Origin of the sequence: Burkholderia lata (assembly GCF_902499025.1) — a bacterium.
In the GTDB taxonomy this organism is placed as follows: domain Bacteria; phylum Pseudomonadota; class Gammaproteobacteria; order Burkholderiales; family Burkholderiaceae; genus Burkholderia; species Burkholderia lata_C.
In genome coordinates, this window is the sequence record NZ_CABVPW010000010.1 from 28,619 (window position 1) to 49,757 (window position 21,139).

Sequence of the window (21,139 nt, forward strand, 5' to 3'; positions counted from 1 at the left end):
TGCACGCCGTCAGAGCGCGCTTACTCAAGGTCTGGAGACACAACGAAATGAAAACGAAGACAAGGAACGGCCTGCTGGCCGCCGGCGCGTGCTGCGCACTCGCCGCGCCGGTCGCGCACGCGCAGTCGAGCGTGACGCTGTACGGCATCATCGACACGGGCGTCGAATTCGTGTCGCACGCGAACGCGGCCGGCGACCACGTCGTGCGCATGCCGGGCGTGACGGGCGAGTTGCCGTCGCGCTGGGGGCTGCGCGGCGCCGAGGATCTTGGCGGCGGCTACCAGGCGGTGTTCACGCTCGAAAGCGGCTTCAACGTGCGCGGCGGCGATCTCGGCCAGGGCGGCCGGCTGTTCGGGCGGCAGGCGTTCGTCGGGCTGAAGGGCGGCTTCGGCACGCTCGCGTTCGGCCGCCAGTACACGATGACCTATCTCGCGCTGCAGGGCGCGGACATCATCGGCCCCGACATCTACGGGCTCGGCTCGTTCGACGCGTACGTACCGAACGGGCGCGCCGACAACGCGGTGACCTACCTCGGCACGTACCGCGGCGTGACGCTCGGCGCCGCTTATTCGTTCGGCCGCGACGGCGCGGGCACCGGCAACTCGCCCGGGCAGGGCACGTGCGCGGGGCAAGTGCCGGGCGACGCCGTCCAGTGTCGCAACTGGTCGGTGATGCTCAAGTACGACAGCGCGTATTTCGGTGCGGCGGCCTCGTACGAGGAACAGCGCGGCGGCACCGGCGCGGCCGCGAACTTCTTCGACGGCATCGCGCCGGTCGCTTTCACCAGCAGCGGCGGCAAGGACGCGCGCACGCACGTGAGCGCGTACGCGCAGGCGGCCGGCGCGCGGATCGGCGCGGGCTGGATCGGGCGGCGCGTGTCGACCGGTTCGCCGGCCGCAGCCGGCGCGCATTCGGACTTGTTCTTCGTCGGCGCATCGTATGCGGTGAAGCCGGATTTCGTCGTCGACGGCGAGGGCTACCGGATCGTCAACAGCGCGCACGACACGCGCGCGACGATGGCCACGCTGCGCGCGACCTATCTGCTGACGAAGCGCACGGCGGTCTACGCGCAATCGTCGTATCTGTGGAACAGCGCGCATGCGCGCTACGCGGTCAGCGGCGGCGGGGCCGGTACGACACCCGGCGAAGGGATGGGGCAGCTCGGCGCGATGGTCGGCGTGCGGCACATGTTCTGATCCGGCAGCCTGACGAACGGGAGATACCTTGAACGGACACTATGGATTCCTCTACATTGCGCCACTTGCCGCCGCGATGCTCGCCGGTTGCGGCGGCGACGATTCGGTGAGCGCCGACCCGACGCACCTGAGCGCCGCGACACCGGCCGCGATGGCGCAGACCTGCGACGCACTCGCCGCGAAGCTCGCGTATGCGAACACGTCGTTCACGTCGGTGACGACCGCGGCCGCCGGCGCACTCACGGTAGCCGGCAAGCCGATCGCCGAGCACTGCGTGATCGAAGGGAAGATGAACGAACGCGTGAGCACGGTCGATGGCAAGACCTATGCGATCGGCTTCGAAATGCGCTTGCCGAAGGCGTGGAACGGCCGCTTCTTCTACCAGGCGAACGGCGGGCTCGACGGCAACGTCGTGACCGCCACCGGCGAGATCGGCGGCGGCGGGCCGTTGACCGACGCGCTGAACCAGGGCTTCGCGGTGATCAGCTCGGATTCCGGGCACAGCGCCGCGCAGAACCCGCTGTTCGGCATCGATCCGCAGGCGCGCATCGACTACGGCTACGGCGCGGTCGATGCGCTCACGCCGATGGCGAAGCAGGTGATCCGGCTCGCGTACGGCAAGGCGCCCGACCGCAGCTATTTCGACGGCTGCTCGAACGGCGGCCGTCACGCGATGGTCACGGCGGTGCGCAACCCGGCCGACTACGACGGCATCATCGCGGGCGATCCGGGCTTTCATCTGCCGAAGGCGGCGATCGGCGAGATGTACGGCGCGCAGCAGTTCGCGAAGATCGCATCGGCGACCGGATCGAACGGGCTGCCGGATATCCGCAGCGGCTTCACCGATGCGGAGCGGCAGTTCGTCGGCGCGAAGATCCTCGAGAAATGCGATGCGCTCGACGGCGCGGTCGACGGGATGGTGCAGGACGTCGCCGCGTGCCAGGCGCATTTCAGCGTCGATGCGGACATCCCGACCTGCGCGAACGGCACGCGCACGGGTGCCTGCCTGACGACCGCGCAAAAGACCGCGCTCGAGAACGTGTTCACGGGTGCACGCAACAGCACGGGCACGGCGCTCTACGCGGGCTTTCCGTACGATCCGGGCATCGCCGGCAGCGGCTGGGCCGCGTGGAAGCAGTCGAATTCGATCACGCTCGACCCGGCCGCGATGGCGTTCACGTTCATGACGCCGCCGAAGACCGCCGCGACGCTCGCGAACCTGCCTGGTTTCGCGCTCGGCTTCGACATGGACAACGACGCGCCGGCGATCTTCGCGACCAACGGCGTGTACACGGAATCCGCGTGGTCGTTCATGACGCCGCCCGACGAGACCAACCTGTCCGCGCTGAAGGCGCGCGGCGCGAAGCTGCTCGTCTATCACGGCACCGGCGACCCGGTGTTCTCGTTCGACGACACGCGCGACTGGTACGCACGGGTCGCGCAGGCGAATGGCGGCGATGCGTCGGATTTCGCGCGCTTCTACCCGGTGCCGGGGATGAACCACTGCTCGGGCGGGCCGGCGGCCGACCAGTTCGACCTGCTGACGCCGCTCGTCGCGTGGGTCGAGCAGGGGCAGGCGCCCGGTGCGGTGGTGGCCACCGCGCGCGATGCGACGAACGCGGATGTGCCCACCTCGTGGGGCGCGGGGCGCACGCGGCCGCTGTGCCCGTATCCGCAGGTGGCGCGCTACAACGGGTCGGGCGACGTGAATTCGGCGGCGAGCTTCAGTTGTCGCTGACGTAGCCGTCGATGGGAGGCGGCCGGCGCATGCATTCGCGCGCCGGTCGCCTCATGTTTGCAAACGCTCACTCACTCGCCCGGTTCGACCGGCACCTCGAGCCCGACCTTCACGCGGCTCATGCTCACCAGCGTCTTGAACCGCTTCACGTTGTTGTTCGCGAAGAACAGCTCCCTCGTGAGCGCGTTGTACTGATCCATGTTGCGCACGGCGAGGATCAGCACGAAATCCCATTCCCCCGTCACGTAGTAGCACTGCTGGATCTGCGGGCAGCGCTCGAAGGTCCGCTTCATCGCGTCGAGCTGGTCGATCTGCTCGCTTTCGACCTCGACGTTGACGACGATCGTCAGCGGATGATCGACCTTGTCCGGCGCGACGACGGCCGTGTAGCGCTCGATCACGCCGTCGTCCGCGAGACGCTTCAGGCGCCGGTTCACGGCCGCGGTCGACAGGTTGACGCGCGTGCCGAGTTCGCTTTGCGGCGTTTGCGCGTCGCGCTGGATTTCCATCAACAGCTTGCGATCGAACGCATCGAGTGGGGTGGTCATGATGGCGCGTGAAGCCTCGAAAGAATGAGAAATTTTTGCGTGGTGGCCGCCGAATTGGCGATTTTATTGACCGCCATGCGCAATATTATTTTTCTAACCGGCGGCGCGTGCAACCCGTGCGCGCCCGACCCGACCTGAACCGACTCACGGAGTGCAGCCCGCCATGCTGATCGCCAACCCCCGCGCATCGCGCGCCGCCTATCCCCACGCGCTGCGGCGCGTGATGAACATCGCTTCGGCCGACGAAAGCGGCGCGTGGCTGTCGCACTGGCCGCTCGTCGGCAACGCGCGCACGCCGCTGCGCGCGCTGCCGGATCTCGCCGCGCGGCTCGGCGTCGCGAGCGTCAGCGTGAAGGACGAGTCGTGCCGCTCGCCGCTCGGCAGCTTCAAGGCGCTCGGCGCACCGATCGCGCTGGTGCGGCTCGTGAAGCGCCTGCGACGCACGCAGGATCTCGATCCGCAAGGGCTCGTCACCGGCCGCTACGCGGCGGAGCTGGCCGACCTGACGGTGATCAGCGCGACCGACGGCAATCACGGCCGGGCGCTCGCCGCCGCCGCGCGTGCGATCGGCTGCGGATGCGTGATCGTGCTGCACGCGAACGTCGAGGCCGAGCGCGAACGCGCGATCTCGGCGTACGGCGCGCGGATCGTGCGCATCGAGGGGAACTACGACGAGTCGGTCATCTGCGCGGCGCAGCTCGCGCAGGCGAACGGCTGGTATGTCGTGTCGGATACGTCGTACGACGGCTACGAAGCGATTCCGCGCGACGTGATGCAGGGCTATGGCGTGATCGCCGCCGAGGCCGCCGTGCAGGCGGCGCAGGACGACGGGCGGCCGTTCACGCATGTGCTGTTGCAGGGCGGCGTGGGCGGCCTCGCCGCGGGCGTCGCGAGTTACCTGTGGGAGCGCGACGGCGTGCAGCGGCCGCATTTCATCGTGGTCGAGCCGCGCCAGGCCGACTGCCTGTACCAGAGCGCGCTGGCGGGGCGCGCGTCCAGGGCGACGGGCAGCGTCGATTCCGTGATGGCCGGGCTTGCGTGCGGCGAGGCGTCGCCGCTTGCGTGGGATTTCCTCGAGATGTGCATCGACTACTTCATGCTGATCGACGACGAAGACGCGGTGCAGGCGATGCGCGGCCTCGCGGCCGGCAGCGAACGCGACGTGCCGCTCGTGGCCGGCGAATCGGGCGCGGCCGGCGTCGCGGGGCTGGAAGTGCTGATGCGCGACCCGGTGCTCGCGCGCCAGGTGGGGCTCGATGCGCATTCGCGCGTGCTGGCGATCAATACGGAGGGCGCGACGGCCCCGTCCGTGTACCGGCAGTGCGTCGGCGAGACGGCCGACGCGGTGCTTGCACGGCAGCGCGCCTGGCTGGACCGCGCCGCGCTCGCGGCCTGAACGACATCCCGACCGATCCCGACCGACTACGACTGACGAGGCAAACGCCATGGACGCAACCGAAGAAAGCACGCTGCAGGGGCAGTTGAAGACCTGGCGCCGCCATCTGCACCAGCATCCGGAGACGGGTTTCGAAGAGGTGAACACGTCGGACTACGTCGCGCGCATCCTGACGACGCTCGGGCTCGACGTGCATCGCGGGATCGGCGGCACGGGGCTCGTCGCGAACCTGACGGTGGGCACCGGCAAGCGCGCGATCGGTATCCGCGCCGACATGGACGCGCTGAACATCGCCGAGCATGCGCCAGGCCGCGAACATGCGTCGCGCACGCCCGGCAAGATGCATGCGTGCGGGCACGACGGCCACATGTCGATGGTGCTCGGCGCCGCGCGGCTGCTGGCCGAGCGCAAGGATTTCGACGGCACCGTGCGTTTCATTTTCCAGCCGGCCGAGGAGCATGGCCGCGGCGCGAAGGCGATGATGGCCGACGGGCTGTTCGAGCGCTTCCCGGTCGACGCGATCTTCGGTGCGCACAACATGCCGGGGATGCGCGCGGGCACGTTCTCGACGCGCGCCGGCGGCATCATGGCGAGCGAAGACAATTTCGTGATCCGGATCGACGGACGCGGCACGCATGCGGCGCGCCCGCACATGGGCATCGATCCGATCGTGATCGGCGCGCAGGTCGTGCTCGCGCTGCAGACGATCGTGTCGCGAAATCTCGATCCGGGCCAGCAGGCCGTGATCTCGTGCACGGAGTTCATCACCGACGGGCTGCGCAACGTGCTGCCGTCTACCGTGACGATCAAGGGTGACACGCGCAGCTATTCGCGCGACGTGCAGGCGCTGCTGGCCACGCGGATGCGCGAGATCAGCGAAGGGATCTGCCGCACGCACGGCGCGACCTGCACGTTCGAGTACACGCACGAGTTCGCGCCGACGGTGAATTCGCCGGAGTGGGTCGACACGGCCGTGCGGGCCGCGGCGCAAGTTGCGGGCGCAGAGAACGTGGACGCGAACGTCCCGCCGATGATGATCTCGGAAGACTTCGGCGCGTTCTTGCAGGCGGTGCCCGGCAACTTCGTCTTCATCGGCAACGGAGAGGCCGCCGGGCGCGGCGGCGTGCCGCTGCATAACGCGGGCTACGACTTCAACGACGACATCCTGCCGATCGGCGCGCGGTATTTCGAGGCGGTGGCGCGGCTCGCGCTAAGCGAGCCGCGCCGCGCGGGCTGAAGGACGATAGCCGATCGCCGGTTTCCGAAGCGGAACGCGTGATCGGCGATCGGAGCCGCTCAGTGCCGGATCGTGACGGTTTACCGGGTTGACCGTTCGTAAACCTTGCGCCCGCTGACCCAGGTCTCCAGCACCGGGATCTCGCGCAGTTGATAAGGGCTCCCCCCCGGCGTGGCCTGCAGCGGATCCTGTTCCAGGATCACGAGGTCAGCCTGCTTCCCTTCTTTCAGGGAGCCGATCTGATCATCGAGGTGGCATTGCCAGGCCGCGTCGATGGTCACCGCACGCAGCGCTTCGGCCGGACTCAGGCATTCGGCTTCATTCAACACCGCATGCTCCGGGTCGGCTTCCATCACCCGCCCGATTGCCTGGTCCATATAGCGCAATGGCCCCAGCGGAGAGACGAAGCGATCGCTGTGCAGGCTGATGCGAAGCCCTTCGCGCAGCGCCGACTTGCATCGATCGAGCTTCTGCGCGCGCTCTTCACCGAGAATGGTCTTCTGGAATGCGCGCCCCCAGTAGCCGACATGGCCGATCAGGAAACTGGGCGACACGGACAGCCGCTTCATCGTGCGCAGGTCGTCGTCGCTGAGCAGCGACGCATGCTCGATCCGGTGGCGCAACTCGACCGGTGCCTTGGTGGGGTGGGGCGGGACTGACGGCGGGACCGGCAGCGGGGGCGGGACCTTGCTCAGCGCCAGCTGGTAGGCAGCCAGTACATTGGCGATGGCTTCGTCGCCATTGGCATGGGTCAGGACCGGCCATTCGGCTGCAACGACCTCCTGCATGATTTGACCCAGTGTTTCGATCGGGTTGAAGTTGAACAGACCATTCGGTCCCACGCCGGGAACGCTGTGTTGTTCGCAACACGTGTAGGGCTGGCGTTGCAGGCCGGTCAACCCCTGGTTGGAGCCGTCGGCAATCAGTTTCATGGCCCGGATGGTGAACAACTCCTCGGGCTGGCTGTCCAGTTGAGGTTTGAATTGATTCAGCCACAATTGCCGGAGGTAGCTATTGCCGAACAATGCCGCGCCCACACGAACCGTCATCAATCCGGTTTTCGCCAGCGCCTGCATCAGGACGACTTCGTAAAACCCTATCCCCATTCCCAGGCCGGCATCGAACAGGGTGGTGATGCCACGCTTGTTCGCGTCATGCAGAATGTCGCGGATCTTGCTCAACAGGTCGACCGGCTTCGGCTGCGGCATGCACTTCATCACCTGGACGACTTGCGATTCGGTCAGCACGCCCTTGGTCTTGTTGTCCTCAAGCCCGGCGGCTTTCAACGCGGCGCTGTTGGCGTAGCCGAGATGCCCGGACGCATTCACCAGGAACAGGCAGATGTCCGTGCTGATTTTGTTCAGCCAATCACTGTCGATATCCAGCCATTCGCTCATCAGCGATGGATCGACGCCGATTCCGCTCACCCATTGTTCATTCAGATTCCTTGCATTCCGGACGGCATCGTTCAGCCGGGCGGTGATATAGGTTTCGCCATAATCGCGGCGCAGCCGTTGATTTTCGAAAGGTGACAGGTCGATCCAGGGTTTGGTTTCGAACACCGCGCTGGGCAGGACATGCATGTGCGGGTCGATCAGGCCGGGAAGCAAGGTCTGATTGTCCTTGAGCCCCTGCTCGCGCGCTTCGGGAAATTTTTCGCGGACGCGTCGACGCACGTCATCCAGCGTCCCGGTGGCGATGACCTTGTGGTCGGCGATACCCAGCGCGCCGACCTGCCTGCTGGTGTCTTCCGGGTCCGGATAGATGTGCCCACCGTGAAAGATCACGGCTTCGGGCGCTCGATGCGCTTCCAGCAGGTTCAATTCCTTGAGCAGATCCTGCCATTCGTGTTCGCCCTGGCCAAGGGCGGTTGCGACCAAATGAGGGCTGCAGCATGCACATCCGAGCTGGTGTCGATGGAACATGATTGAATCCTTTTTGGTTTCTGATGCGTTGGATTGATCGATTGTCCGCCGCCTATCATTTCGGAATTCGAAACATTTTGAAGAACAAGACACCGGGTATCGCCATACGGCATCGGCGTGACTTGTTTCGGGAACCCCGCCCGAGCATGACGCGGACACAGCATCGACGCGATGGTGCCGAGACCATGAAGCGTCAATGCTGAATCGTATGTATAAACACGGCTTGCATACGGATCAAGATCAAAATCCTGACACGTTCTGACGACCTGCGGGATTCGCAATGGTCAACCCCAAGGTCGCGCCGGTCGCACGGCGGCTACGTTTGGAAGATCACCCGGGTCAGGCCGTGGAGCAGCGGCTTCGGCGAGATCAATGCCCTGAAGCGCAGCAGGGACGCGCCGGCCCGAAACGGGCGCCATGCCGGCGTTCTCGTGTTGCTGTTCAAGCCCGCCGCGGCGGCGGGCGATGGCAAGCAGATCGGGCGGTAAGCGGGCCCGCGAACCGGATGGCCCGCGGGCGACGCATGGCGCGAGCCGACGCGCGCATGCGCCCGTTGTGTCACCCCATCACACCAGCTCGCCGAGACACGCGTCGAACTGCGCGACGAGCCGGTCGACATCGTCGGCCGTCGTCTGCGGACACACGAGCATCATGTTGTGGAACGGCGTGATCAGCACGCCGCGATTCAGCAGGTACAGGTGCACGATGTGCTCGAGTTCACTGTCGAGCTGCGCGCCGGCGAGCGTGCCGTTGCGCGGCGGCACCGGCGCGAATTGAAACTCGGTGCGCGCGCCGATGCGCGTCACGCACCACGGCAGTTTGTGTTTCGCGATCGCCTGTTCGAGCCCGGTCGCCAGCCGCGCGGCGAGTTCGAACATGTGCGCATAGGCCGTGTCGGTCGCGACTTCGGCCAGCGTCGCGCGTGTCGCTCGCATCGCGAGCATGTTCGCGGTGAGCGTCGTGCCGATCCCCGAATGGCCGGGCGGCGCGTTCAGCTTCGCCTGCTTCGCGCGTTCGGCAAATTCCGCGCTGAACCCGTACACCGCGCACGGCACGCCGCCCGCGATCGGCTTGCCGACCACCAGCATGTCCGGCTCGAGATCGTGCGCGACCGCATAGCCGCCCGGGCCGCTGCTGATCGTGTGCGTTTCGTCGATCACGAGCAGCGTGCCGTAGCGGCGCGTCAGTTCGCGCGCCGCCTCCCAGAAGCCCGGATCGGGCAGCACCATCCCGATGTTCGTCATCGCGGGCTCGGCGAGCACGCAGGCGACATCGCCGCCTTTCAGCGCCGCTTCGAGTGCGGCCAGGTCGTTGAACTCGACGACGCGCGTGTTCGCGAGCAGGTCGTACGACTGCCCGAGCAGGCTGTCGCGCTGCACGGGGCGGCCGTCGACGAGATCGACGAACACGTCGTCGACCGTGCCGTGATAGCAGCCGTTGAACACCACGATCGTGTTGCGGCCGGTGGCCGCGCGTGCCCAGCGCAGCACGAAACGGTTCGCGTCGCTCGCGCTCAATGCGAACTGCCAGACCGGCAGCTTGAAGCGGCGCGCGAGTTCGCGTGCGACCCACGCGGCGTCCTCGCTCGGCAGCATCGTCGTGTAGCCGCGCGTGGCCTGCTCGACGAGCGCGCGTGCGACGGGTTCGGGCGCATGGCCGAACATCGCGCCGGTGTCGCCGAGGCAGAAGTCCACGTAGCGATGGCCGTCGACGTCGGTGAACGTCGCGCCGCGCGCCTCCTTCACGTACAGCGAGAACGGCGTCGACCAGTCCTGCATCCAGTGCAACGGCACGCCGAACAGCAAGTGCTCGGATGCTTCCGCGGACAGTGCGCGGGAGACCGGCATGGCTTCGGTGAATGCGTGGCGCTCGCGATCGAACAGCGCGCGGGCGCGGATGAGGTCGACTCCGTGGCGGGAAGGCAAAGGCAGCTCCTGGGCTGTGAAGGTACGGAGACGATAGCGCGGGCGCCGGGGGGATGAACAGGGGCGGAATTACGGAGGCGGGTTGGCTTGGGCGACGCAGCGTGGGGCGGGGCCGAGGTGCAGCTATTTTTTCTAAAAGTTTTTGCGCATAAACCGGCGCGGGTTGCCCCGGCCTGTTTTATTGCATGGAATGTTGGTGGGTGCTCACATCCCCGGCATCGAATCCGGTGCAGACGAAGCGGGCACGGGGACGCGTCCGGTGGCGTCCACGATGCCCGTTCGCCGCCGTATCGCGTTACGCCAGCGTCTTGACCATGTGGTGCTCGTCATAGAAGCGGCCATCGAAGAACATCGAGCGCGGTTCCGTGCCGAACCGCACGAACCCCTGCGACGCATACAGCCGCTCCGCGGTGGCATTGACCTCGTTCACGCACAGCATCAGCTGCTTGCATTGCCACGCCTGCGCCGCATGCTCGGTCGCGCTTTCGAGCAGCGTTTGTGCGATGCCTTGCCCGCGATACGCGGGATCGACGAACACGCCCCAGATCGTCGCCTTGTGCGCGATCTTCACGCGCGCATCGCGGCGCACGCCGGTGATGCCGACGAGCGTATCGCCGTCGAACGCGCCGAACACGGCACGTTCACGGGTCGGCGTGATGCGCGTTGCAAATTCGTCGACCGGCACCTGCGATTCTTCGTCGAGCGTCGGCAGGAAGGAGGTGGGGGCGGTGTCGACTGCACGCAGGCGAACAGTCTGGAAGCGGGCGGCGTCGGCCGCGTCGAGCAGGCGGGTCGTGATCGTCATCGGGGGCATTCCGGTTGAGGGTCGTGCATGCCGGCGCGGGCCGTTGCGGCCGCGGGATGCATCGTCGTTATCGTAATAGGAATCCGGTCGTCGCGCGGCGGCATTCATTCGGCACAGCCGCGTGCCCGAATCCGGAGGTTCAGATCGCGTCGCGCGGTCGCTTTGCATCGCCGTCGACGCAGCACGCGAGCACCTCGGCATCGGTGTCGCCGAGGCTCAGGTACACGTGCCCGACCGCGCTGTCGAAATACAGGCTGTCGCCGGCGCCGAGCCGGTACGCATGGCCGTTCTCGAAGCGCAGCTCCAGCTCGCCGCTCAGCACGAACACGAACTCCTCGCCGCTGTGCCGGATGTAGTCCGCGAAGTCCGACAGCTTGCGCGCATGGATCCGTCCGCGCACGGGCACCATCCGCTTGCCGGTCAGGTCGTTCGCGAGCATCCCGTACGCATAGTTCGGCGTGTCGTAGACCATCTGCTGGCCCGCCGGCGTGAACGACGGCGTCATCGCACCGGTGGGCGCGGGGCGGCCGAACATCGTGTCGAAGTCGAGCGCGAGCGCATGCGTGAGCGCCGCGAACTTGTCGTAGGTGAGCGCGATGTCGCCGCGCTCGGCCTTCGAAATCGTCGACACCGCGATACCGGAGTGCTCGGACAGTTGCGCGAGCGTCAGGCCGCGCGACTTGCGCGCGTCGCGCAGCCGCGCGCCGACCGTCTGGTGGTCGAGCTGCGGCGCGGCGTCGGTGGGCGGCGGAACGGGGACGGTGGATTTGGGCATGCGGATACGGGGCGCGACGTGCGTGACGTGAATACGGGTTTTGTCGTATACGAGAATAAATTTTCTCGTATATGATAATTTTCGTCGAAATCGCCGATGGTGGGCGTGACGGCCACTCTAGCATCGGACGACGCGAAACTCGCGCGGCCGGTGCGGCCGGCGTGAACGACACGTGTGCGTATCGGCGCAGCTCGCCCGTGCGGCGGTTGCCCGATCCGGCGCGCGGCAGCGGTCTTTCCCAGTCATTTTCCGGCCGTTCGCGGCCGGGCTCGCGAAGGTGCAATCCATGTCCAGTGAAATCAAACGTCTGCAGACCGGCACGCGCATGAGCCAGGTCGTGATCGCGAACGGCTTCGTCCATCTGGCCGGCCAGGTACCCGATACGGCCGGCGCGCCGATCGCCGTGCAGGCGACCGAAATCCTCACGCGCATCGACGCGCTGCTCGCATCGGCCGGCGTCGACAAGACCCGCGTGCTGACCGCCAACGTGTGGCTCAGCGATGCCGCGCACTTCGACGCGTTCAATGCGGTGTGGGACGCCTGGGTGCCGGCCGGCCACGCGCCGACCCGCGCGTGCGTGCAGGCGTTGCTGATGAAGCCCGGTCTCGACGTCGAGATTGCCGTGACCGCGCTCGCCTGACATCGGCGCCGCCCGCCCGAGGAATTCCCGATGACATTCGACACGCTCGTCCTGGGCGGCGGCATGATCGGCGTGTCCGTTGCCGTTCACCTGCAGCAGCGCGGCCTGTCGGTCGCGCTCGTCGACCGCAAGGCGCCCGGCAACGAGACGTCGCTCGGCAATGCCGGGCTGATCCAGCGCGAAGGCGTGTATCCGTATGCGTTTCCGCGCGGCTTCGGCACGCTGCTGAAATACGCGTGCAACCGCTCGCCCGACGTGCGCTATCACGTCGGCGCGCTGCCGAAACTGATTCCGTTCCTGTACCGCTACTGGCGCAACTCGCATCCGGCGCGCCATGCCGAGATCGCGCGTGCGTATGCGCCGCTGATCGAACACTGCGTGACCGAGCATCGCGCGCTGATCGAAGCGGCCGGCGCCGGCGCATTGCTGCGCGAAGGCGGCTGGCTGAAGGTGTTCCGCACGGCCGCGACGCGCGATGCCGAGACGCGCGACGCCGAGCGCTGGCGCACTGAATACGGCGTGACCTTCGACGCGCTCGACGCGGTCGCGCTGCGCAACGCCGAGCCGAACCTGAGCCGCGCGCTGGTCGGCGCGCTGCGTTATACGGGCTCCGATTCGATCAGCGATCCGAATGCGCTCGTTACCGCGTATGCGCGCCACTTCGAGCAGCTCGGCGGCCGCATCCTGACCGGCGACGCGCTGACGCTGTCGGCCGCGAACGGCTGGCGTGTCGACACCGCGCAAGGCCCGGTTGAAGCGCGCGCCGCGGTCGTCGCGCTCGGGCCCTGGTCGGACCTGCTGTGCGAACGGCTCGGCTACACGCTGCCGCTCGCGGTCAAGCGCGGCTATCACATGCACTACGCGGCGCAGCCGGGCGCGCGGCTGAACGGGCCCGTGCTCGATGCCGACAGCGGCTTCCTGATCACGCCGATGACGCGCGGCATCCGCCTGACGACCGGCGTTGAACTCGGCTATCGCGATACGCCGCCGACGCCGACCCAGCTCGCCGCCGTCGAACCGGTCGCGCGCGAGCTGTTTCCGCTCGGCGCACGCGTCGACGGCACGCCGTGGCTCGGCCGCCGGCCATGCACGCCCGACATGTTGCCCGTGATCGGCGCGGCGCCGCGCCACCGCGATCTGTGGTTCGCGTTCGGGCATGCGCATCACGGCTTCACGCTCGGCCCCGTGACCGGCCGGCTGGTCGCCGACCTGATGACCGGCACGCAGCCGTTCGTCGACCCGACGCCGTTTCGCGTCGAACGCTTTCTGCACGGCCGCTGAACCGGCGACCGTGCGCTGCAGCAGGGCGGCCGGCACACGACGCCGGCCGCTCCATCCAGCGGCCGGCCGATCCGGCTCGCCGCGACGATCAACGACTGGAGACAACATGCAACAGCACACGATGCGGCGCGAGCTCGGCGCGCGCCAGATTTCGTTCATGGCCCTCGGCATGGCCATCGGCGTCGGCCTGTTCCTCGGCTCGGCGTCCGCGATCAAGGCGGCCGGGCCCGGCGCGCTGGTCGCGTACCTGATCGGCGGCGCGATGATCTTCCTGATCATGCGCGCGCTCGGCGAGATGGCCGTGCACCGGCCGGTGTCCGGCTCGTTCGGTGCGTATGCGTTCGAATACGTCGGGCCGTTCGCCGGCTACGTGGTCGGCTGGAGCTACTGGCTGCTGATGGTCGGCGTGGGCGTCGCGGAGACGACCGCCATCGGCATCTACATGGGCTTCTGGTTTCCGGCGGTTCCGCAGTGGCTGTGGGTCGTGTCGGCGATCGCCGCGATCTCGGCGTTCAACCTGCTCAACGTGAAGGTGTATGGCGAGCTGGAGTTCTGGTTCGCGATCGTGAAGGTCGTGACGATCGTGCTGATGATCGCGGGCGGCGCGCTGATCGTGTTCACGGGGATCGGCCATGGCGGCGTGCCGGTCGGGCTGTCGAACCTGTGGCGCCACGGCGGCGTGTTTCCGCACGGCGTGCTCGGGGTCGTGAGCGCGCTGCCGATCGTCGCGTATTCGTTCGCGGGCGTCGAGATGATCGGCCTCACGGCCGGCGAGGCGCGCGAGCCGCAGAAGATGATCCCGCGCGCGATCAACTCGGTGCTGTGGCGCATCCTGATTTTCTACGTCGGCGCGCTGTTCATCATCATGGCGCTGTATCCGTGGCATGAGCTCGGCGAGCATGGCAGCCCGTTCGTGACGACGTTCGAGTCGCTCGGGTTGCGGCAGGCGGCCGGCATCGTCAACTTCGTGGTCGTGACGGCCGCGCTGTCGAGCTTCAACTGCATCGTGTTCAGCGGCGCGCGCATGCTGTCGAGCATGGCCGGCAACGGCCTCGCGCCCGCGTCGTTCGCGACGCTGAGCGCAAGCGGGTCGCCGTCGCGCGCGGTGCGGGCGACCGTGCTGTTCATGTCGGTCGGCGTGGTGCTGAACTACGTGATTCCCGCGCGCGTGTTCGGCTGGCTGATGTCGTTCCTGTCGTTCGACGTGGCCGTGATCTGGGCGATGATCGTGCTGACCCACATGCGGTTCCGGCGCGCGCTGGCCGCGCGCGGCGAGACGGTGGCGTTCCGCATGCCGTACGCGTCGGTTACGTCGTGGATCTGTCTCGTGTTCGTCGCGTTCGTGTTCGTGATGCTCGGCGTCGATCCGTCGACGCGCGGGTCGCTGTATGCCGGTGCGGCGGTGATGGCGCTGATGGCGATCATCTACCGGCGTTCGCGGCACCTGCAGGCGGCCGCGCGATCGACGCGGGTCGGGCTCGGCGTCGAGCGCGTGTGACGGCGATGCGCCGGGGCGCGGGTGTTGGTGCGGGTGCGGTGGAGCGATCGCGCGACAGGGGCGTTGAGGGCGAGCGCGCCGCGGAAATGTCGGCGGCGCGTCATGCGCGCCGCGCCGGCACGAAGAACGAGGATGAGGTGAGACAGGCGCGCCGTCGCGCCGAACCGGCGCCCGACGTCAAAGGCGCGACGATGCGCCCGACCGGGTCAGGCGCACCGTATCCGAATCAATACCGTGCCAGCTGATTGCCGTTGATCTGCACGCGATCACCCGGACGCAGGTTGCCCGGCGACTGCACGTCGAACGAGCGCATCGAGCCGTCGCTGACCTGCACGTCGATCCGGTAACTGCTCGGGCCTTGCGCGGCGCCCATTTGCTGGCCGATCTGGTTGCCGGCCACCGCGCCGCCGAGCGCACCGATCACGGTCGCCGCATCGCGGCCGTGGCCGCGACCGAACTGGTTGCCCACCAGGCCGCCGACCAGCGCACCGACGACGGTGCCGGCGACGCCCGACGGGCCGACCGAGCCGTTGACCGGCTGGATGTTCGAGACCGTGCCGTACTGCGTGCCGTAGCCGTTGCCGTATTGCTGCTGATTGCCGTACTGGTCATACGGCTGCGACCCGTATTGCTGCTGGTTGCCGTACTGGTCGTACGGCTGCGGCGCCTGGTTCGGATACGGCTGTTGCTGCTGCACGTAGCCCGGCTGCGAATACGCGGGCTGCGCGTAGCCGGGCGTTGCGTATTGCTGCTGCTGCGGATACCCCGGCTGCGCGCCGTAGTAACCCGGCGCGACGCAGGCGGTCAGCGGAAGCGCCGCGACGGCGACGAGCGAGGCGAACAGAACGGTCTTCGTGGAAGGCATGCGCATCATGATGTTTCCTGCATCGGCAACGGGTTCGCCGACGAATTCCGGGACGGGTGGCGAACTCGGCGTGAGTATAAGGAATGGCCGGTGGCGCGTCCGGTGCGGCCGGGTAACAACGTGTAAAGTCTGTTGCCGCGTAAATCGCCGCGCGGGCGGCGCGCTGAAGCGGCGCCCGGCATGGACGCGAGGCAGCCTCCGGACGCCTGCTTTCCGGTGATGTCGACGCGGCTCGGCCCTCGGTTTCCCCCCGTTTTCCCTGCGATCCCGCCCCATCGCCGTGCCATGCCCGGCGGCCGCGCGCGCCGTGCATCGCGAAATCGAATGCGCGGCATCGCGACATTTAATTGGTCTCGGGCGGCGGCGTCCGATATCGTGGCCGGATTCCCTGCCAACGGTCGCGCCGTGCCGGCTGCGGTTACTTCCGCTGTCCGCGCCGGTGACGTGCCGCGACCGCCCCACATTCCGAGCCATGACCGAACGCTTCTTCATCAACGCCGTCGACGCCGGCGGCCAGCCCATCCACCTCGTCGTCCGTGACGGCCGCTTTACCGCGATCGGCGCCGATTGCGCAGCCGCGCCCGGCGCGGAAACGATCGACCTCGACGGCCGCGTCGTGCTGCCCGGCTTCGTCGACGGCCACATCCACCTCGACAAGAGTTTCGTCGGCGATCGCTGGGTGCCGCACGAACCGGTCGGCACGCTGCGCGAGCGGCTCGCGGTCGAGAAGCGCCAGCTCGCGGCCGCGCCGCCGATCGTCGAGCGCGCGAATGCGCTGATCGCGCAGGCCGCCGCATTCGGCACGGTCGCGATGCGCAGCCACGTCGACGTCGATGCAACCACCGGCCTGTCGAACCTGCAGGCCGTGATGGCCGCGCGCGAGCAATGGCGCGGGATCGTCGATATCGAACTCGTCGCGTTTCCGCAAGCGGGCGTCGTGTCGTGCCCCGGCACCGCCGAGATTCTCGACGCAGCCGTGCGCGAAGGCGCGGACGTGGTCGGCGGGATCGACCCGACGACGCTCGACGGCGACGCGGACGGCCAGCTCGACATCGTGTTCGGCATCGCCGAGAAGCGCGGCGCGAAGATCGACATTCACCTGCACGAGCCGGGCGACACGGGCATCGCGCAATTGCTGCGGATCGCGGCGCGCACGCGCGCGGCGGGGCTCGGCGGCCGCGTGAACGTGAGCCATGCGTACGCGCTCGGCCAGGTGAGCGATGACGACGTGCAGCGCACCGCGGCGGCACTGGCCGAAGCCGGCGTGTCGATCCTGACGAATGCGCCGGGCGACTGCGCGTTTCCGCCGGTGCAGGCGCTGCGCGATGCAGGCGTGCACGTGTTCGCGGGCAACGACAACATCCGCGACGCATGGTGGCCCTACGGCAACGGCGACATGCTGCAGCGCGCGATGATGGTCGGCTACCGGTCGGGCTTCTACACCGACGAAGCGCTCGGTGTCGCGCTGGACATGGCGACGCACGCCGGCGCGCGCGTGATCGGCAAGGATAACTACGGAATTGCAGTCGGCTGCGACGCGACATTCGTCGCGGTGCGTGCGCCGAATGCGGCGGCGGCCGTCGCGGGCGTGCCGGCCGAGCGCTGGGTGTTCCGTCGCGGCGAGAGCGACACGGGTGCGCCGTTCGCTCCCGCGTTGCGTTTCACGCGCTGACCGACCCGACCGGCGGCACGGCATGCGCCGTGCCCCCTTCGCATTGACTGCACCGATCGCACTGACCGACCCCACCGGAACCGACATGACGAACCTGCTGATCCGCAACGTCCGCCCGAGCGCCGACGCCGCGCTCGACATCCTGATCGAAGGCGATCGCATCGCGCGCATCGGCCCGTCGCTCGACGCGCCCGCCGGCTGCGCGATCGAGGACGGCGCGGGCGCGCTCGCACTGCCTGGCCTTGTCGAAGGCCACACGCATCTCGACAAGACGCACTGGGGGATGCCGTGGTATCGCAACCAGGTCGGGCCGCGCCTCGTCGACCGGATCGAGAACGAACGCCACTATCACGCGACGAGCGGCCATGACGCCGGCGTCGCGTCGCTCGCGCTGGCGCGCGCGTTCCTCGCGGCCGGCACGACGCGCATCCGCACGCACGTCGACATCGATACCGAAGCCGGGCTGCGGCATCTGCACGGCGTGCTCGCGACCCGCGAGACGCTGCGCGGGCAGGTCGAGATCCAGATCGTCGCATTTCCGCAATCGGGCGTGCTCAAGCGGCCGGGCACCGATGCATTGCTGTCCGACGCGCTTGCTGCCGGCGCCGATCTGCTCGGCGGGCTCGACCCGTGCGCGATCGAAGGCGATCCGGTCGAGGCGGTGGACGTGCTGTTCGCGATCGCCGAGCGCCATGGCCGCGGGCTCGACCTTCACCTGCACGAGCGCGGATCGATGGGCGCGTACTCGCTCGACCTGATCCTGCAGCGCACGGCTACGCACGGCATGCAGGGCAAGGTGACGATCAGCCACGGGTTCTGTCTCGGCGATATCGCCGAACGCGAGCGCGATGCGCTGCTCGCACGGATGGCCGAACTCGGCGTCGGGCTCGTCACGACCGCGCCGGCCGCGGTGCCCGTACCGCCGGTGGCCGCGTGCCGCGCGGCGGGCGTGACGGTCATCGGCGGCAACGACGGCGTGCGCGATACGTGGACGCCGTATGGCTCGCCCGACATGCTCGAACGCGCGATGCTGATCGGCATGCGCAACGATTTCCGCCGCGACGATGCGCTCGAAGTCGCGCTCGACTGCGTGACGCACGGTGCGGCGCGCGGTTGCGGCTTCGACGGTTACGGGCTGCAGCCGGGCAGCCGCGCGGACGTCGTGCTCGTCGACGCGCTGACGTTCGCCGAGGCCGTCGTCGCGCGGCCGGTGCGGCGGCTCGTCGTGTCGTCGGGGAAGATCGTCGCGCGCAACGGCGCGCTGGTCTGAGTACAGACTGAGCGCTGCGTCGCCCCGGTATGATCCGGTTTTCAGCCGGATCTCGCGGGAGACGACGATGCGACGCACGACAGCGGCACGGGCCGCACGATGGATGGCGGCGGCCCTGTTCGCCGTGACGGCCGCGCACGCGGTGGCGGCAGGGCCGACCGACGCGCAACAGGAAGCCAACCGGCAGACGGTGCTCGCGTTCTACGAAAAAGGCCTGAACGAGAAGGATGCGGACGCCGCACTCGCGTATGTCGGCGATCGCTATGTGCAGCACAACCCGAACGCGGCCGACGGCCGCGACGGTTTCCGCAAGTTCGTCGCGTTCCTGCGCGACAAGTATCCGCAGTCGCACAGCGAGATCAAGCGCTCGTTCGTCGACGGCGACTACGTGATCCTGCACGTGCACGCGGTGCGCGAACCCGGCACGCGCGGCAGCGCGATCATGGACATCTTCAAGCTCGAGAACGGCAAGATCGTCGAGCACTGGGATGTGAACCAGCCGGTGCCCGAGCAGGCCGCGAACGGGAACACGATGTTCTGACGGGTACCGGGTGCGCGGGCGTGTCGACGCACCCGCGATCTCGTCGCATCGGCCGTGCCGGCGCCGCCGCGGCGTCCTTCACACTGCCGCCGCATCCGGTTTTCCTGCTACTCCTCGAGCTCCAGCATCGTCGCGAGCGCCTTCGTCAGCTCGCTGACCATCGGGTCGGCCGTCGGCCGATGCAGGATCGCGATGTCCATGTGCTCGATCGGCGCGAAACCCTGCTTCGCGGTCAGCACGACGTGCTCGTCCGTCACCACGCGCGCCGGCAGCACGCTGATGCCGAGCCCGTCCGCGACGGCGGCCTGGATGCCGCTCAGGCTCGACGTCGTGAAGCTGATCCGCCAGCGGCGGCCGCGCTCCTCGATCGCCTTGATCATGTCGTCGCGATAGAGCCCGCGCGGCGGGAATACGACGATCGGCACCGGGTCGAGATCGATCGACGGATGCTTCGCGCTGTCGATCCAGCGCAGCTTCTCGGGCCAGCGCACGACGGCTTCGCGGCTGTCGCGCCGCTGCTTGATCAGCACGAGGTCGAGCTCGCCACGATCGTACGCGGCGCTGATGTCGCGGCTCAGCCCGCACATCACTTCGAGCTTCACCTGCGGATGCGCGCGCTTGAACGCCGCGAGCGCATGCGTCGTGCGGCCCGCCGCGAAATCGTCCGGCACGCCGAGCCGGATCGTCAGCGCGACCGTGGCGCCCGACAGCACTTCGAGCATCTCGTCGTTCAGCGCGATCATGCGCCGCGCATAGCTGAGCACGGTCACGCCCGCGTCGGTCGGCCGCACGTCGCGCGTGCCGCGGTCGAGCAGGCGGTGCCCGGCGATTTCCTCGAGCCGGCGCACCTTCTGGCTGACCGTCGACTGCGTCGAATGCAGGCGCGCGGACGCCGTCGTGAAGCTGCCGCAGTCGGCGACCATCACGAGCGCGCGCAGCAGGTCGAGGTCGAACAGGGGTCTATTCATTTCTGCACTTTTGCGGATTCGAACATTTCATTTCCAAATGCGTGCGACGACTTTTAACATGGCCGGACGCCGCGGGCAATCGCGGTTTCGCCGGACGCGGCGGGGCGTCGCGCGGCGCCACGGGGGCGCCTGATGCAGGGCACCGGCCGCGCTTCGGCGTGCGCGGCACGCAAGGAGGAAACGGGATGTTGTTCAAACGGATCACGATCATCGGCTCGTTTGCGTTGACCCCGCTCACGTCGGCGGTGGCCGCCGCCGACGGCGGCGCGCTCGAAGGCCGGCTGCGCAGCGCGGCCGATCGCGGCGATGCGGGCGAGGTGCGCACGCTGCTCGAGCGCGGCGCACAGATCGATTCACGCGACGGGCAGGGCCGCACGGCGCTCTTGATTGCGACGCACGGCAATCACGTCGACGCGGCGCGCGTGCTGATCGACGCGGGCGCGGACGTCAACGCGAAGGATGCGATCCAGGACAGCCCGTACCTGTATGCCGGTGCGCGCGGCCATCTCGACATCCTGCAGATGACGCTTGCGCACGGCGCCGACCTGCGCAGCACGAACCGGTATCGCGGCACCGCGCTGATTCCGGCGGCGGAACGCGGTCATGTCGACACGGTGCGCACGCTGATCGATGCGGGCGTGGACGTCGACCATGTAAACCGGCTCGGCTGGACTGCGCTGCTGGAGGCGATCATGCTCGGCGACGGCGACGAGCGGTATGTGCGGATCGTTCAACTGCTCGTGGACGGGCGCGCGAACGTCAATCTCGCCTATTCCAACGGCGAGACGCCGCTGCAGCATGCGCGGCAGCGCGGGTATGGGGCGATCGAGCGGGTGCTGGCGGCGGGGGCGCGATAAGG

The 21,139-nt window shown here is 68.1% G+C and carries 18 protein-coding genes; 11 read left to right on the forward strand and 7 right to left on the reverse strand.

Annotated features, from left to right (window positions below; translation table 11 throughout):
- Positions 1-47: 47 nt before the first annotated feature.
- Both BDI24065_RS12025 and BDI24065_RS12030 read left to right on the forward strand, forming a co-directional pair.
- Complete coding sequence (locus tag BDI24065_RS12025; RefSeq protein WP_175031447.1) at positions 48-1,196, forward strand: porin; 1,149 nt, start codon at positions 48-50, stop codon at positions 1,194-1,196.
- Between the two features lie 76 nt (positions 1,197-1,272).
- A complete protein-coding gene (locus BDI24065_RS12030; RefSeq protein WP_175031584.1) occupies positions 1,273-2,934 on the forward strand; it encodes a tannase/feruloyl esterase family alpha/beta hydrolase in 1,662 nt (553 codons plus the stop codon).
- A 71-nt stretch (positions 2,935-3,005) separates the two neighbouring features.
- Here the strand turns inward: BDI24065_RS12030 and BDI24065_RS12035 are convergent, their stop codons facing one another.
- Positions 3,006-3,482, reverse strand: a complete 477-nt coding sequence (locus BDI24065_RS12035) for an Lrp/AsnC family transcriptional regulator (RefSeq protein WP_175031448.1) — start codon at positions 3,480-3,482, stop codon at positions 3,006-3,008.
- A 163-nt stretch (positions 3,483-3,645) separates the two neighbouring features.
- Between BDI24065_RS12035 and BDI24065_RS12040 the strand changes: the two genes are divergently transcribed.
- Together BDI24065_RS12040 and BDI24065_RS12045 are read left to right on the forward strand one after the other, a co-directional pair.
- Entirely contained in the window at positions 3,646-4,878 is a 1,233-nt protein-coding gene (locus BDI24065_RS12040; RefSeq protein ID WP_175031449.1) for a diaminopropionate ammonia-lyase, read from the forward strand.
- Between the two features lie 49 nt (positions 4,879-4,927).
- Entirely contained in the window at positions 4,928-6,115 is a 1,188-nt protein-coding gene (locus tag BDI24065_RS12045) for a M20 aminoacylase family protein (protein WP_175031450.1), read from the forward strand.
- An 80-nt stretch (positions 6,116-6,195) separates the two neighbouring features.
- Here the strand turns inward: BDI24065_RS12045 and BDI24065_RS12050 are convergent, their stop codons facing one another.
- The 4 genes from BDI24065_RS12050 to BDI24065_RS12065 all read right to left on the reverse strand — a co-directional run bounded on the left by BDI24065_RS12050 (position 6,196) and on the right by BDI24065_RS12065 (position 11,545).
- Positions 6,196-8,040 carry an amidohydrolase gene (locus BDI24065_RS12050; RefSeq protein ID WP_175031451.1) on the reverse strand — a complete coding sequence of 615 codons (1,845 nt, stop codon included), beginning with the start codon at positions 8,038-8,040 and terminating at the stop codon, positions 6,196-6,198.
- Positions 8,041-8,606: 566 nt separating this feature from the next.
- A complete protein-coding gene (locus BDI24065_RS12055) occupies positions 8,607-9,965 on the reverse strand; it encodes an aspartate aminotransferase family protein (RefSeq protein WP_175031452.1) in 1,359 nt (452 codons plus the stop codon).
- A 295-nt stretch (positions 9,966-10,260) separates the two neighbouring features.
- On the reverse strand, positions 10,261-10,770 hold the full coding sequence (locus BDI24065_RS12060; RefSeq protein WP_175031453.1) for a GNAT family N-acetyltransferase: 510 nt from the start codon (positions 10,768-10,770) through the stop codon (positions 10,261-10,263).
- A 139-nt stretch (positions 10,771-10,909) separates the two neighbouring features.
- On the reverse strand, positions 10,910-11,545 hold the full coding sequence (locus BDI24065_RS12065; RefSeq protein WP_175031454.1) for a helix-turn-helix domain-containing protein: 636 nt from the start codon (positions 11,543-11,545) through the stop codon (positions 10,910-10,912).
- 286 nt (positions 11,546-11,831) lie between these two features.
- On the opposite strand from BDI24065_RS12065, the gene BDI24065_RS12070 reads away from it, so the two are divergent.
- From BDI24065_RS12070 to BDI24065_RS12080, 3 genes are all read left to right on the forward strand, one after another.
- Entirely contained in the window at positions 11,832-12,185 is a 354-nt protein-coding gene (locus BDI24065_RS12070; protein WP_011353678.1) for a RidA family protein, read from the forward strand.
- Positions 12,186-12,215: 30 nt separating this feature from the next.
- Complete coding sequence (locus BDI24065_RS12075; RefSeq protein WP_175031455.1) at positions 12,216-13,466, forward strand: NAD(P)/FAD-dependent oxidoreductase; 1,251 nt, start codon at positions 12,216-12,218, stop codon at positions 13,464-13,466.
- Positions 13,467-13,572: 106 nt separating this feature from the next.
- Positions 13,573-14,964: an amino acid permease gene (locus BDI24065_RS12080; protein WP_175031456.1), complete on the forward strand. Its 1,392-nt coding sequence runs from the start codon at positions 13,573-13,575 to the stop codon at positions 14,962-14,964.
- A 226-nt stretch (positions 14,965-15,190) separates the two neighbouring features.
- On the opposite strand, the gene BDI24065_RS12085 is transcribed toward BDI24065_RS12080, so the two are convergent.
- Entirely contained in the window at positions 15,191-15,838 is a 648-nt protein-coding gene (locus BDI24065_RS12085; protein ID WP_046548769.1) for a glycine zipper 2TM domain-containing protein, read from the reverse strand.
- A gap of 463 nt (positions 15,839-16,301) precedes the next feature.
- Here BDI24065_RS12085 and BDI24065_RS12090 point away from each other — a divergent pair, with 463 nt between their 5' ends.
- The 3 genes from BDI24065_RS12090 (at position 16,302) to BDI24065_RS12100 (ending at position 19,312) form a co-directional block, all read left to right on the forward strand.
- Positions 16,302-17,501: an amidohydrolase family protein gene (locus tag BDI24065_RS12090; protein WP_175031457.1), complete on the forward strand. Its 1,200-nt coding sequence runs from the start codon at positions 16,302-16,304 to the stop codon at positions 17,499-17,501.
- Positions 17,502-17,586: 85 nt separating this feature from the next.
- Positions 17,587-18,771 carry an amidohydrolase family protein gene (locus BDI24065_RS12095; RefSeq protein ID WP_175031458.1) on the forward strand — a complete coding sequence of 395 codons (1,185 nt, stop codon included), beginning with the start codon at positions 17,587-17,589 and terminating at the stop codon, positions 18,769-18,771.
- Positions 18,772-18,838: 67 nt separating this feature from the next.
- Positions 18,839-19,312: a nuclear transport factor 2 family protein gene (locus BDI24065_RS12100; protein WP_175031459.1), complete on the forward strand. Its 474-nt coding sequence runs from the start codon at positions 18,839-18,841 to the stop codon at positions 19,310-19,312.
- Between the two features lie 107 nt (positions 19,313-19,419).
- On the opposite strand, the gene BDI24065_RS12105 is transcribed toward BDI24065_RS12100, so the two are convergent.
- The gene (locus BDI24065_RS12105; RefSeq protein WP_175014858.1) at positions 19,420-20,280 is read right to left on the reverse strand and encodes a LysR family transcriptional regulator; all 861 of its coding nucleotides are present in this window, start codon (positions 20,278-20,280) and stop codon (positions 19,420-19,422) included.
- 185 nt (positions 20,281-20,465) lie between these two features.
- Here BDI24065_RS12105 and BDI24065_RS12110 point away from each other — a divergent pair, with 185 nt between their 5' ends.
- The gene (locus BDI24065_RS12110) at positions 20,466-21,137 is read left to right on the forward strand and encodes an ankyrin repeat domain-containing protein (RefSeq protein ID WP_175031460.1); all 672 of its coding nucleotides are present in this window, start codon (positions 20,466-20,468) and stop codon (positions 21,135-21,137) included.
- Positions 21,138-21,139 lie beyond the last annotated feature (2 nt).